At 71.6% G+C, this 13,545-nt stretch carries 14 protein-coding genes; 1 reads left to right on the top strand and 13 read right to left on the bottom strand.

What is annotated here, in order from left to right; all coding sequences use genetic code 11:
- Positions 1 to 196: 196 nt before the first annotated feature.
- The gene (locus tag ACG83_RS11115) at positions 197 to 727 is read left to right on the top strand and encodes a hypothetical protein (protein WP_076829203.1); all 531 of its coding nucleotides are present in this window, start codon (positions 197 to 199) and stop codon (positions 725 to 727) included.
- A gap of 46 nt (positions 728 to 773) precedes the next feature.
- Here ACG83_RS11115 and ACG83_RS11110 read toward each other — a convergent pair whose 3' ends face one another.
- The 13 genes from ACG83_RS11110 to ACG83_RS11050 all read right to left on the bottom strand — a co-directional run bounded on the left by ACG83_RS11110 (position 774) and on the right by ACG83_RS11050 (position 13,167).
- Entirely contained in the window at positions 774 to 1,586 is an 813-nt protein-coding gene (locus tag ACG83_RS11110; RefSeq protein WP_054566066.1) for an ABC transporter permease, read from the bottom strand.
- A complete protein-coding gene (locus ACG83_RS11105; RefSeq protein WP_054566065.1) occupies positions 1,583 to 2,635 on the bottom strand; it encodes an ATP-binding cassette domain-containing protein in 1,053 nt (350 codons plus the stop codon). The genes ACG83_RS11110 and ACG83_RS11105 overlap by 4 nt, the downstream gene beginning before the upstream one ends.
- Positions 2,636 to 2,730: 95 nt before the next feature.
- Positions 2,731 to 3,357, bottom strand: coding sequence for a MerR family transcriptional regulator (locus ACG83_RS11100; protein WP_006540375.1), 627 nt, complete (start codon positions 3,355 to 3,357; stop codon positions 2,731 to 2,733).
- Between the two features lie 373 nt (positions 3,358 to 3,730).
- Positions 3,731 to 4,216, bottom strand: coding sequence for a bifunctional nuclease family protein (locus ACG83_RS11095; RefSeq protein WP_006540374.1), 486 nt, complete (start codon positions 4,214 to 4,216; stop codon positions 3,731 to 3,733).
- A 158-nt stretch (positions 4,217 to 4,374) separates the two neighbouring features.
- Entirely contained in the window at positions 4,375 to 5,184 is an 810-nt protein-coding gene (locus ACG83_RS11090; RefSeq protein WP_054566064.1) for a MerR family transcriptional regulator, read from the bottom strand.
- A gap of 16 nt (positions 5,185 to 5,200) precedes the next feature.
- Complete coding sequence (locus ACG83_RS11085) at positions 5,201 to 5,746, bottom strand: FHA domain-containing protein (RefSeq protein WP_006540372.1); 546 nt, start codon at positions 5,744 to 5,746, stop codon at positions 5,201 to 5,203.
- Between the two features lie 521 nt (positions 5,747 to 6,267).
- Positions 6,268 to 6,648 carry a glycine cleavage system protein GcvH gene (gene gcvH, locus ACG83_RS11080; protein WP_054566550.1) on the bottom strand — a complete coding sequence of 127 codons (381 nt, stop codon included), beginning with the start codon at positions 6,646 to 6,648 and terminating at the stop codon, positions 6,268 to 6,270.
- Positions 6,649 to 6,688: 40 nt separating this feature from the next.
- Complete coding sequence (locus tag ACG83_RS11075) at positions 6,689 to 7,477, bottom strand: DUF881 domain-containing protein (protein ID WP_235497824.1); 789 nt, start codon at positions 7,475 to 7,477, stop codon at positions 6,689 to 6,691.
- Entirely contained in the window at positions 7,474 to 7,824 is a 351-nt protein-coding gene (locus ACG83_RS11070; protein WP_054566063.1) for a small basic family protein, read from the bottom strand. Before ACG83_RS11070 ends, ACG83_RS11075 begins: the two co-directional genes overlap by 4 nt.
- Positions 7,821 to 8,699: a DUF881 domain-containing protein gene (locus ACG83_RS11065; protein ID WP_054566062.1), complete on the bottom strand. Its 879-nt coding sequence runs from the start codon at positions 8,697 to 8,699 to the stop codon at positions 7,821 to 7,823. Before ACG83_RS11065 ends, ACG83_RS11070 begins: the two co-directional genes overlap by 4 nt.
- Positions 8,700 to 8,794: 95 nt before the next feature.
- Positions 8,795 to 11,311 (bottom strand): mannose-1-phosphate guanyltransferase, encoded by a 2,517-nt coding sequence (locus tag ACG83_RS11060; protein ID WP_054566548.1) that lies wholly within the window; start codon positions 11,309 to 11,311, stop codon positions 8,795 to 8,797.
- A 19-nt stretch (positions 11,312 to 11,330) separates the two neighbouring features.
- On the bottom strand, positions 11,331 to 11,951 hold the full coding sequence (locus ACG83_RS11055; protein WP_054566061.1) for a CDP-alcohol phosphatidyltransferase family protein: 621 nt from the start codon (positions 11,949 to 11,951) through the stop codon (positions 11,331 to 11,333).
- A gap of 151 nt (positions 11,952 to 12,102) precedes the next feature.
- Positions 12,103 to 13,167, bottom strand: a complete 1,065-nt coding sequence (locus ACG83_RS11050; RefSeq protein ID WP_054566547.1) for a C40 family peptidase — start codon at positions 13,165 to 13,167, stop codon at positions 12,103 to 12,105.
- Positions 13,168 to 13,545 lie beyond the last annotated feature (378 nt).

Below are 13,545 nucleotides of genomic sequence, written 5' to 3'. Positions count from 1 at the left end.
CCACACGCCGGATCAGCGACCACCAGGGTGTCCCCCGGCCCGTTCGGCGGGTTCCGCACGGTGACCGCCGGCGACGAACTGGAACGTACCGGATGCTGGCAGGGAGACCGGCGCATTATCCACCGTGGCGCGGTGTTCAATGAGCAATGGCCCAGCGGAGATGCTGCGACGTGATTGCTGTACAGGAGGCGCAGAAGTGGCGGATCCGGGGCGCGTGTCCGACCTGGGCGTGGGCTCTCAGCATGCGGGCGAGCCACCGCTCGCGGTGATCGACGTGGACGGTGTCGTGGCGGACGTCCGGCACCGCCTGCGGTTCCTGCGGGCACTCCCGGGTGACTGGGACGCCTTCTTCGCCGCCGCCGACGTCGACCCGCCGCTCGTCGAGGGCGTGGAGCTCGTCCGCACCCTCGCCCGCGACCACGAGGTGATCTGGCTGACGGGTCGCCCTGAGCGCTCCCGCGCCGCCACCGAGCGCTGGCTGCGTGCGCAGGGCCTGCCGGTGGGCGAGCTGCGGATGCGCCCGGACGCGGACCGGCGGCCCGGGCGGATCTTCAAGCGGTCGGAGCTGCGCCGTCTCGGCTCACGCCGCCGGGTCGCCGTCGTGGTCGACGACGACCCGGCGGTGGTGGAGCTGCTGCGCGCCGACGGCTGGCCCGTCCTGCGTGCGGACTGGCTCGCCTACGAGCCCACCCTGGGCAACGCCCAGAACGAGGAGGGGCGCACCTGAGGTGACCGGGCGGTACGGAGCCGCCCGGTCGTGAGGTGGGCGGGCGTCAGTGGGCGGTCCCCCTGCGGTAGGCGCGGACGGCGAGCGGCCCGGCCACCACGAGGATTCCCAGGCACCAGGCGAGAGCCGCCAGCAGGTCCCCGGCCACCGGGCCCCCGAGGAACAGGGCTCGCACCGCGTCGACGGTGCAGGTGACCGGCTGGTGCTTCGCGAACGCCTGGAGCCAGCCGGGCATGGATTCGACCGGGGCGAACGAGGAGCTCGCGAACACGAACGGGAAGATCCAGATCATTCCGCCCGACTGCGCGGCCTCCGCGCTGCCGACCGACATGCCGATGACCGCCGAGAGCCACGAGAACGCGTAGGCGAAGAGCAGCATGAGGCCGAACCCCGCCAGTGCGGCGAGAACCGTCGTGTTCCCGAACCGGAAGCCGACCGCCAGACCCACCAGCAGCATGATCAGGATGATGAACGCGTTGCGGACGAGATCCGCGAGGGTCCGGCCCGTCAGCAGCGCCGAGCGGCTCATGGGCAGCGCGCGGAAGCGGTCGATCAGGCCCGCCTCCTTGTCGGTGGCCAGCCCGATGCCGGTCATCATCGACCCGAAGATCACCGTCTGTACGAAGACGCCGGGCATCAGGTAGTCGACGTACTCCACCCCCGGGCCGACGTTGATCGCGCCACCGAAGACATAGGTGAACAGCAGGACGAACAGCACCGGCTGGATCGTCGCGAAGACCAGCAGCTCCGGCACCCGCCAGGTCTGGACGAGGTTGCGCCGACACATCACCCAGGCGTCCGCGGCCTCCCAGGCGAGCCTGCCACGCCCCGGAACCGGGCTCAGGTCCAGAGTGCTCATGTCGCCACCAGATCCGACTCGTCGTCACCCGACCGCGGGCCGGGCGGCCGCACGGCGTCCTTCCCGCGATCAGCGCCGTCGGCGCCAGCAGAACCATCAGCGCCACCGGCGGCACCGTGACCCGTCAGGGCCATGAAGACGTCGTCGAGGGACGGCCGGTGCAGCCCGACGTCGACGATCGTGGCGCCGATCTCGTCCAGCGACCGCACCGCCTCGGCGAGCACGGCCGCGCCGGCGACCGGCACGATCACCCGGCGCTCCTCGGCGGCCACACCGGCCGGCCCCGTACCCAGCCGGCTGAGCACGGCCGTGGCGGCGTCGAGGTCGTCGCCAGGCGCGATCGTGATCTCCAGCCGGTCACCGCCGATCTGCCGCTTGAGATCGTCGGAGGTCCCCTCCGCGATCACCCGGCCGCCGTCGATGACGGACACCCGGTCCGCCAGCTGGTCGGCCTCCTCCAGGTACTGGGTGGTCAGCAGCACGGTGGTGCCCTCGCGGACCAGATCCGCGATCACGCGCCACATCGCCTGGCGGCTGCGCGGGTCCAGGCCGGTGGTGGGCTCGTCCAGGAACAGCACGGCCGGCGCCATGATGAGGCTCGCCGCGAGGTCGAGACGGCGGCGCATGCCGCCCGAATAGGTCTTGATCTGCCGCCGCGAGGCCTCGGTCAGCTCGAACCGCTCCAGCAGCTCGATCGCGCGGGCCCGCGCCGTGCGGGCCCGCAGGCGGTACAGCCGGCCGAACATCTCCAGGTTCTCCAGGCCGGTCAGCCGCTCGTCCACGGCCGCGTACTGGCCTGTCAGGCCGATGCGTGGCCTGACCCGCTCCGGATGGCGCAGCACGTCGACACCGAGCACCTCGGCCCGGCCACCGTCGGCCGCGAGCAGCGTCGACAGAATCCGGACGGCGGTCGTCTTGCCGGCCCCGTTCGGGCCGAGGACACCGTGCACACTGCCGACGCCGACACTCAGGTCAAGCCCGGCCAGGGCGGTATGTCGGCCATAGTTCTTGCGAAGGCCCTCGACGAGGACCGCTGTCTGATCGGTCACAGGGCGAAGGTACGCCAGGGCACCGACAGTTCTCGAGCGAGTTTTCGCTGTGGCGGGGCCGCGGACCGCGGCCGGCCGCCGAGGGTCTCGGGCTCTCAGGCCGAGCTGCGCCGCCGTCGCCGGTGGGCCAGCTCATCGCCCGGATGGGCCGCCGCCGGCTGCCCAGGGCGCTCACAGGGCAGTTCCGCGAGCTGGCCGCGCATGTCCTCCAGGGCCCGGCCCACCGCGATGGCGAAAACGCCCTGGCCGCCCCGGACGAGATCGATGACCTCGTCGTCCGAGGTGCACTCGTAGACGGTCGAGCCGTCACTGATCAGTGTCAGGTGGGCGAGGTCCGCCACTCCCCTGGTCCGCAGGTGCTCCACCGCCGCCCGGATGTTCTGCAACGACACCCCGGCTTCCAGCAGCTTGCGGACGACCCGCAGCACCAGCACATCCCGGAACGAGTAGAGCCGCTGGCTGCCGGACCCGCTGGCACCCCGCACGCTCGGCGCCACCAGCCCGGTCCGGGCCCAGTAGTCGAGCTGGCGGTAGGTGATACCCGCCGCCGCGCAGGCGGTGGGCCCCCGGTAGCCGACATCGTCCCCCGGCGGCTGCGGTATCTCGTCGCCGAAGAGCTGCCCCTGCTCGATCATGGTCGCCTGCTCGTCGTCCCCCCAGTGGGGATCCGCATCGTCCGGCGCCACCCGCGCGGCCGCCCCGATCGAGGTGCCACTCTTCACCAGTCCCATCCTCCGGACAGTCCGGGAGCCTCACGGCCCGCCCGCCGACGATGCCGCACACCGTCACCGCCGCCGCGCCGAGGCGCGTCGCGCAGCCCGACGCGCCGCGACATGAGCGCGCGCTCCCCTGAGCGGCGGTGAACCCCGGTGCCCCGCCAACCACTGGCTCGGCAACCGGTTCGCCCGACCGTAGGGGCGGGGCATCGTCCCTTCAATGATCCAAGCCGGCGTGTCCGTCGTCCAGTGGACATGCGGGCGTCAAACAGCGGAGTTCGGGTTTATTTTGTCGAAACACCCGCGTTCTGGACACATCGGACGGGGGCTCGGCCGTGGCCGTGGCCGTGACCAGCGGGCCGGCCGAACCTACCGATGATCACGAGCCCGGCGTGTTGAAGTCCTCCGGCGAGATGGTGTCCAGGAACTCCCGGAACTTCTCCAGCTCGCTCTCCTGCTCCTGTTCCTGCTCCTCGGGGACCGTGATGCCGGCCTCCGCCAGCACCGCCTCCACGCCGTACACGGGCGCGCCCATCCGCATGGCCAGGGCGATCGCGTCCGAGGGCCGGGCGGAGACCTCGACCCCGTTACCGAAGACCAGGGTGGCAAAGAACACGCCGTCCTGCAGGTCGGTGATGGTGACCTGGGTCAGCTCCGTCTGCAGGGCGCGCAGGACGTCCCGCATCAGGTCGTGGGTCATCGGGCGGGCCGTCGTGATGCCCTCCTGGGCGAAGGCGATGGCCGTGGCCTCGACCGCTCCGATCCAGATCGGCAGGTACCTCTCGCCCCCCACCTCCTTGAGCAGAACGATCGGCTGCTTCGACGGAAGCTCGACACGCACGCCGACGATGTCCAGCCGATGCACCGATCTACCTCCTAGCGCAGGTGGGGCAGGGTGGGACGCTGTGACCGGAGCCGGAAAACCCCACGAGGAGACAGTATCCCCGCTACCGCCCCGCGTCAGCGCGGCCGCCGGTTCTCACTTTCCGTACGGACTCGCACCATGTGCGTAGTGGGTATGTGCTACCCCGACCGGCTCGCGGCAAGCCGGGTACGCAGCAGTGCGGCATGCATGCGCACCAGCAGCGTCGCAAGCTCGTCGACGGTCTGCGCGGCGCGCCCGTCGGACTCTCCCAGCCGCCCGGAGCGCAGCGGTGCGACGGCGGCCTCGATGAGACCTGCCTCACGGTCCGCCGCGGCACGGGCGGCACGTAGGTGGCGCACCTGGACGCCGTGCGAGGCGAGCAGGGCCGCGGTACGGGCCACCAGCAGTGCGTCGGAGTCGTAGTACCCGCCGCCGGCGATGGGCCCGACAAGCCCGTTGCTTTCCAGCTCGGCGAGGACGTCGTCGTCCAGACCGCTGGCGGCCAACAGCTCCCGGCGCGACAGACGGACCCGCTCGGCGCCGATCAGGGCGTCCAGGCCATGCCCGACAGGGCGGTCCGGGACAGCCCGAGGCCCCGGGCGGGGCAGCCCGGTGTCGCCGCGGTCCAGCGCGGCCAGCTCTTCCTTGATCACCCGGAGTGGGAGGTAACGCTCGCGCTGGGCATGCAGAACATGCCGAAGCCGCAGAACGTCATCCAGCGAGTACTTCCGGTAGTTGGAGCTGGTGCGTGCCGGCTCGACCAGCCCCTCGGACTCCAGGTAGCGGATCTTCGAGAGGGTGATGTCGGGATACTCGGCTCGCAGCCGGTCCAGGACCTCGCCGATGTTCAGCGTCTTCGCGGCGTCCTCGGCCCGGGTGGACGGACTGCGCCGGGCCACGCCCGGCCTGAACTCCTCCGCACGGACCGACGGGCGCATCGACTCCGCCGCGGCGCCGCCGCCGCTCACCGCGCCGTACCCCCGCTCACCGGACGCCGACCCCGCCGTAGGTCGCACCGGTCAGGAAGACCAGGCGGAACTTGCCGATCTGGACCTCGTCCCCACCGGTCAGCTCGGCGGAGTCGATCCGCTCGCGGTTCAGGTACGTGCCGTTGAGACTGCCGACGTCACGGACGGAGAAACCCTTCGTGTAGGGCGAGCGGTGGAACTCGGCATGCCGGCGGGAAACGGTCACGTCGTCCAGAAAGATGTCGCTCTCCGGATGGCGCCCGACCGTGGTGAGGTCCGCGTCCAGCAGGAACCGGCTACCCGCGTTCGGCCCCCGCTTGACGACAAGCAGGGCGGAGCCCGGCGGAAGCGCATCGACCGCGGCGACGGCGTCGCGCTCGGTCGAGTCGTCGACATGGTCGCCCTCGATACCGGAAAGGGCCGCGGCAAGGTTCAGGGTCGACGTCTGCTCCGCGGGTCGCTCCGGCGCCACGGGCTCGCCCGGACGTACCAGAGGCGACCCGCACCGCGCGCAGTACAGCGCGTCGGACGGGTTCTGCTGGCCGCACCTCGTGCAGAACACAGTCTCGTCCGCTTCCTGCCGGTCGCCCGCAACGCACGCGGGTGGCCGGCCGCTCGGTCCGCCGCCCTCACGGCGGCTGGAGTGGTGCCCGACAGGGGTGGACCCGAAGTACCCGGCGAAACCCGAGGTACCCGAGCCATCACCGCACGCGGACGGTCGAACGCGGCAGTGGCCGCACCCGATCCCGTCACGGCGCACTCCGAGGCTAGTGCATCAGGAGCACCGTCGTGAAAAGGATGCGTCGGGCGATTGTTCGGCGTGGCGTCACCGGACGCATGCGGCGAGCGCAGGCCGCTTGACAATCCGTCCGAGCCGACATATCGGACAGATAGCCACAGCACCGACGATGAGCGCCACTCCGAGCAGCTATGCACGGCCGGCTCATGACCGGCCTGCCACGATGCGTGTACGGATCGCCTGACTTTTCCGGAAGCCGGTCTGCTGAGCCTTCTCCGTCGCACGCCGGTCGGGCGCTGCCGCAGCAGGCCGGAACCGACGCCGGAGCCGACGGCGGAGAGGACTCACTGCTCCTTGACGTAGTCCCGATACTGCGCCGCGTCGAGGAGCTCACCGAGCACCGACGGATCCGCCACCGTGACCTCGACCAGCCAGCCGTCGCCGTACGGGTCCGAGTTCACCAGCTCCGGAGCGGAGGACAGCACCTCGTTGCGTGCGGTGACCGTGCCCGCGACGGGCGCGTAGATGTCCGACACGCTCTTGGTCGACTCGACCTCGCCGCACGGCTCACCCTCCGAGACCTCCTCCCCGACCTCGGGCAGCGAGACGAAGACGATGTCACCCAGCGCCTCCTGGGCGTACGCGGTGATACCGACACGCACCCGGTTCCCGTCGGCCCGGGCCCACTCGTGCTCACGGGTGTATTTCAGGTCGTCGGGATACAGCGCAATCGCCTCCTGGGTCGTGGTGTCGAACACCGGCCGATCAGTCCGCCGGACGGGCGAAACGGGGGCTCGGCACGGTGCGCAGGGCCCCGATCTCGATCCGGTCGGAGTTCGTGATCTCGGCCTGCGCGCCATCCCGGGTAGCTACCGTATCGAGCACCCCGCCGGGGATCCGCATCGCCTGGGCAAGTGTGTGCGCTTCCCCGATCACGCGCAGTACGTAGGGCGCGGCGACGGTGGCGCCGTCCACCGTCATCCCCCCGCCAGGGGCGTCGATGATGTAGGTCGAGGCCACGACGCGCACCCCGGACAGCTCGATGGCCTCGGCGCCGGCGTCCCGCAGCTCCTGGAGCGCGTCAACGAGGATCCAGGCGTCGACCTTGCCGCGTGGGTCACTGACCGTGAGCGTGAGGCCCGGCCCGGTGACCGGGGCTGTCCCCGCGAGCACCGCCAGCGTGTCGGCCTCCTGACGGGCCCGGTCGAGCTCGGCCTGGGCGCGGCCGTCGTCCGCGAGCGCCGCACGGGTCTCCTGCAGCCCGCTCGCCTCGACCTGTAGCCGCTGCCCACCGATCGAGAGGCTGTCCAGCCGGCTCGCGAGCTCGTCCGGACGCACCCGGGCGAGATGGTCCGCCGAGTCCGCCGATCGGATCACGACGGTGACCCCGAACCCGAGCAGCGCGAGCATCAGGATCGACGCGAGCCGAACGAGGCGAAGCCGGGAACCACCGCCCGGTGTCCCGTTCCCGACAGTCGGGGAGGCGACAGCCGGGGCTGGCGGGGGCAGGGCAGCCGGGGGCGGGGCGGGGCCGACCACACCGTCTGTCGTCACGACTTCAGCACCAGACGACGGATCGTGCCGGCGTTCGTGAAGATCCTGATCCCGAACACGACGAGCACCGCGGTCGAGAGCGCACCCCCGACACCCAGCGCGTCACCCAGAGCGACGAGCGCGACCGCCAGCACGACGTTCGACAGGAAGGACACGACGAAGACACGGTCGGAGAAGAGGCGCTCCAGCGCCGCGCGCAGCCCTCCGACCGCGGCGTCGACCGCGGCCAGGACCGCGACCGGCAGATACGGATCCAGCCACCCGGGCGGTTGCGGTGTGGCCAGCAGCCCGGCGAGGACTCCGACGACGATCGCGACCAGGCCGGTGATCGCGGCCGCACGTGTCATGATCCACTCCCTCGGGCGTATCGGAGGCTGGGGTCCGCGGCCGCCGGCAGCGTCACCGCGCCGAGCCGGGCGATCGTCACCGCGTCCGGTGGCGCGCCGGCCCGGGTACGCAGCCGCATGGTGACCGGCGCGGCCGACACCCGGGACACGATCGCCGCGGAGTCGCCGATGGCGTCGAGGACGTAGGGCGCCTCGACCGCGCTGAGCCCCACCAGGATCGCGTCACCCGCCGCGCGTACCGCGCTCAGCGCGGTGAGCCGAACACCGTTGACCGCCACCGCCTCGGCACCCGCACTCCACAGCAGGTTCACCATGTCGGCCAGGTCGTGGTCGGCGAGCCGGCCGCCCGGCGTCAGCTCCGCCGTCGGCCGCGGGTTCCCCGCGTCCGCGGGCGGGCCGGTCGCCGGGTCGGTGAGGGTCAGGCGCACCCCCGGGCCCCGGGCCGCCGTCAGCCCCGCCGGAGCGGCCAGCGCGCCGATCCGTGCGGTGGCGGTGTCCCAGGCGTCGTCGGCGGACCGCTGGCGCGCGTGCAGGTCCGCGATGGCCGAACGGAGCTCACGCACGTCGGCGGCCAGGTCGTCCCGGTGCGCCGAGCGCGACTCGTACTCGGCGCTCAGCCGCGCCCGCAGCCGCTCCCCCGCCGGCAGGGCCGCCACCCCCTGGCGGATGGTCAGTGCCGTCAGCAGCCCCGTCAGCAGCAGCGCAAGCGGCATCGCGAGCGAATGCCAGCGGTTGCGCCGCGCGCGACGAGACCCCCGCCGACGCCCCGGGCGGGCGGGTGGACGACCCGCCGACGCCTGCGCGTAGCCCGGATCGAGCGCCGTCGCGGCCACCCGCTCGAGCGCCGTCTGGGTCCGTGCCTGCACATCCGGCATTCTTGCCGATGCCCGAACCGGAGCCGTGACCTCCCCGCCGCGTTCCGCAGCCTCCGCCCCGCGCCGGCGGGCCGACACAGCTCGCGGCCGACCGGTCAGCGCTGGCCGGTGGTGGCCTCCACCGGTGGTGTGGCCTCCACCACGGCGCTCCAACGGCGAAGGAGCCGCTGCGCGTCGCCCAGGTCGGCGGCCTCGGCCCACAGGTGGGTCACAGCCTCGGACGGGTCCGGCAGCACGAGCGCCCACGAACCATCCGGGTTCACGACCCGCACACCATCCGTCGTGTCCACCTGTGTCTCGGAGTCACCGCCGACCGACTCGACGACGCGGCGCATGACCAGTCCCTTCTCCGCCCACGGCGTGGGCACCGAGGACCGGACCATCGCCACCGGCGGGATCCGCGCGTCGATCGCGCTCAGGGTGAGCCGGGTCCGCGCGACCAGCGCGACCAGCCGGATGAACGCGGCGAGACCGTCGATCACCGGCGCGAACTCGGGAACGACGAACCCGCCCTTGCCGTCGGCCGCGAACACGACCCGCTCGTCCTCGACGACCTTGGACAGCCCCGCGCCCGACATCGGCATCCGCCGCACGGTCAGCCCGTGGAACCGGCTGACCTGGTCGGCGACTCGCGTGGTGGCGACCGGCACCGCGACCGTGGCCCCGCGGTTCTCCGCCGCGACCAGATCGAGCATGACCAGCAGCGCCCGCTCGTCGCTGATCAGGTCACCGCGCTCGTCGACGATCGTGATCCGCTCACCGATGTGGTCGAACCGGACCCCGAAGGCGGCCCGCGAGCTCGCCACCAGCGCGCCGAGCCGGTCCAGAGCCCGGCGTTCCTGCGCCGCACCGCGCTCGGGGTACGTCTCGTCCAGCCGGCCGTTGACCGTCAGGACATCCACGCCGAGCCGGCCGAGCAGCGTCGGCAACAGCAGCGACGCCGCTCCCCCGGACGGGTCGACGACCACCTTGAGATCCGCCTCGGCCAGCCCGCTGGTGTCGACCCGGTCCAGCAGATCCTGGCTGTAGACGTCGGCCGTGCGCGCGGGGAAGCGCAGGTCGCCGATCTCGCCGGGGAAGGCCCGGCGGAACTCCTGCCGGCTGAAGACCCGGTCGAGCTTGCGCTGCGCGGCCGGCGAGAGGTCGTGGCCGTCCGCGTCGAGGAAGACGATGTCGATACGTTCCGCGTCGCCGGGCTTGGAGCGCAGCATGATGCCGCCGGCCGCGTCGGAGGTCCGCACGTCGAACCGCGCGACCGGCAGCGGGGCCACCTCCAGGTCACGGACGTTGATCGCGCCCGCCGTCAGCGCACTGATCACCGCACGTTTGAGCGCGCGGGCGGCCCGGGAGCCGTCACGGGCCGTCGTGACGGTGGTCCCCTTCTTCAGGGTCGTCGCGTACGCGCTGGTCAGCCGCACCACCAGCTCGGGCGTGATCTCCGCGTTGACCAGCCCGGAGACGCCACGCGGCCCGAACAGCGAGCGCTGCCCGCGCGACTCCCAGATCACGCTGGTGTTGACGACCGCGCCGGCCTCGATCGTCTTGAACGGGTACACCTTGACATCGTGGGAGACGAACGCCTCCTCCTGGATGACGCACTCGTCCCCGATGACCGCGCCCTCCTCGATACGCGCGGCCCGCAGCACGTCGGTGCTCTTGCCGATCACGCAGCCGCGCAGGTTCGTCCGCGGCCCGATCAGCGCGTTGTCCTGGACGACCGCGCGGTGCAGGAAGGCGCCGCGCTTCACCACCACGTTGCTGCCGAGCACGGTGAACTCGCGCAGTTCCGCGCCGGCCTCGACCTTGCTGTAGTCACCGACCATCAGCGGGCCTTTGAGGACGGCGTCCGGATGCACGTCCGCGTCCTCGCCGATCCACACGCCCGGGGAGAGCTCGAAACCGCCGATCTCGACGTCCACCTGCCGGTTCAGCACGTCGGCCTGGGCCCGCTGGAAGCTGGCGATGGTGCCCACGTCCTCCCAGTAGCCGCCGGCGACGTAGCCGAAGACCGGGGCGCCGGCCTCGACCAGCCGCGGGAAGACGTCCCCCGACCAGTCGACCGCCTCGCCCGCCGGGACGTACCCGAGCACCTCCGGCTCCATCACGTAGATGCCGGTGTTCACCGTGTCCGAGAACACCTGGCCCCAGGTCGGCTTCTCCAGGAAACGGGAGATCCGCCCGTCCTCGCCGGCGATGACGATGCCGAACTCCAACGGGTCCGGCACCGACTTGAGCGCGACGGTGACCAGCGCGCCCTGCTCCCGGTGAAAGGCGACGAGGTCGGTCAGGTCGATGTCGGTCAGCGCGTCGCCGCTGATGACGAGGAACTGCTCGTCCCGCAGCGCGTCCTCGGCGTTCTTGACGCTGCCGGCGGTACCCAGCGGGGTCGTCTCGGTGGCGTAGGACAGGTGCATGCCCAGCTCGTCACCGGACCCGAAGTAGTTCCGGATCATCGCCGCGAGGAACTGGACCGTCACGACGGTCTCGTCGAACCCGTGCCGTTTGAGCAGGCGCAGGACATGCTCCATGATCGGCCGGTTGACGACCGGCAGCAGCGGCTTCGGCAGGTTCGCGGTCAGCGGCCGCAGCCGGGTGCCCTCGCCGCCCGCCATGACGACGGCTCTCACGGCCTTACCTCCCGATCTTCCCGGACGTCGCGGACGCCACCGGCCGTGCGCGTTCGACGGCGAGGCGGCGGGCCTGTTCGAAGTAGAGGAGGCCGGACCACCAGTACAGGGCGACACCCCAGATGGCGAACGCCCACCCGACCGGACGTGCCGCCGTGGCCAGCCACGAATCGCCGGCCGACAGCAACAGCAGCGGGAAGGCGTAGAGCAGGTTGAAGGTCGCGGCCTTGCCCAGGTAGTGGACGGGAAGGGCGGTACCGACACCGAGCCGGCGCAGGATCGGCACCAGCAGCAGCAGTGCGGCGTCCCGGGCGACGAGCAGTACCGCGAACCACAACGGGACGATGTCGCGCAGGGTGAGGGCGACGATCGTGGCGAGGATGTAGAGCCGGTCGGCCAGCGGGTCGAGCATCACCCCGAGGCGGCTGGTCTGGTTCAGAACCCGGGCGAGCTTGCCGTCGAGGTAGTCGCTCACGCCGGCGAAGGCGAGCACCCCGAGTGCCGCGCCGTCCGCCTCCGGCCCGAGCGCGAGCCACAGGAACAGCGGGACGCCCAGCAGCCGCAGACCTGACAGCAGGTTCGGAATGGTCCAGATCCGGTCGGAGGCCTGCGTAGCCGCCGTCACGCCGAGTCCCTCCTCCCCGACCCGGCCATGCGCGTGGCGGCACCGACGGCGCCAACGGCCTCGCGCGCCGACCTCGGGACGCGGGTCGTGCCCTGACGCTAGCGGATGTGTGTCGCTGAGGTCATCGGGTGTCGTCCGCGGCGGGCCGCCATCACATGATCCGCCCGACCTTGTAGGTGGAGCTGTAGATCGGCCGCAGCGACACCACACCACCGGTCTGCGGCGCGGCCCACATGTAGCCGTTCCCCGCGTAGATACCCACGTGGTAGATGTTGTTCTCGGTACCGTAGAAGATCAGGTCGCCCGGCTGCTTGCCGGACTGCGGGACGTGGGTCGAGGCGTTGTACTGCCCCTGCGCCGTACGCGGCAACGATCGGCCGAGCTGCTTGAAGACGTACTGCACCAGCCCTGAGCAGTCGAACGAGTAGGGGCCCTCCGCCCCCCACACGTACGGCTTGCCCTTCTGCAGCGAGGCCAGGTAGACCGCTTTCTCCCCGATGGAGCTGCCCGGGATCACCGAGGGGATCGCCTGGCTGACGCTGGAACGCGACGACGACGTCGTCGTCGGCGCCTTGATGGTGATCGTGGCCGACGTGGCGACCGACGGCCGCAGCGCGCTCGTGCCGTCGAACACCGCGGTGATCGTGGTCGTGCTGAGCAGCCGCGCGGTGATCTGGGCCTGGCCGTTGGCGTCGGTCGTGAGCGCCCGGGTGGTCTGCCACTTCGGCCCGTTCACCACCACGACGCGGACCTGCTGGTTGCCCAGCGGGGTGCCGCTCGCCTCTCTGGCCCGGACCGTGAGGACCACCGGCGCGTTCGGGGCCACGGTGGAGCCGTCGGTGGTCAGCTCGATGTTCGTGAAGATCGGCTCGGAGGCGGCGATCGCCCCCGCCAGCGGAGCGGCGGCGGCCGCGGCCGCCGCCGCGGCCTCGTCCTCGGGGCTGCTCTGGCCCTGGCCCGGCAGTACGGACGCCGTCTGGGTCGTGCCCGGCTCAAGGGAGGCGGAGGTGTCAGGCGTGGAAGGCACCGTCGCGGCGAACGCGGCGGTGGACGCCGCGAGCGTCCCGGTCGTGAAGGCGGCGATCGTCGCAGCGCGACGGGGCGGCTGGCCACCTCGTCGGGAGCCGGTGCCGGATCGGACGTTCGAGGAGCGCTGCCGCCCCTTGACGAACTGGTCCCAGTCCTCAGGCAGCCAGGCAATTCCGCGACGGGGCAACGCGAGTCCTTCTCTCTCCGGCGCCTGCGACACACGCTGCCAGGTTTCGGCAACGCGCCGTCCCACCGGCCGCGATCGGCCGACGGGACCGGACCGGTCGACCAGCAGATCGGGCACGGGGGTACCCGCTTGCCGGCAGCCGACATCCCTCGTCCTGCCCCACCTGTCTCGGAGGGGTCGTCAGGCCGGGGGCAGGACGCGGCGCTTCGGCTTGACGCTTTACATACATCGGGCGGTGCTCGGCACTCTCGATTAGATCTGCGCGCAGGTGCCGATGCTGAAGATAGTGGACTTCTGCAGTCGGCCGACAATCACCCCCCACACAACAATCGCCCACCACACCCTTCGATCACGATGCGGAAATACCCGCTTACTTTC

Origin of the sequence: Frankia sp. R43 (assembly GCF_001306465.1) — a bacterium.
GTDB classification, from domain to species: domain Bacteria; phylum Actinomycetota; class Actinomycetes; order Frankiales; family Frankiaceae; genus Parafrankia; species Parafrankia irregularis.
The sequence above is the reverse complement of the archived record's forward strand: the minus strand, read 5'-3'. Positions and strand labels throughout refer to the sequence as shown.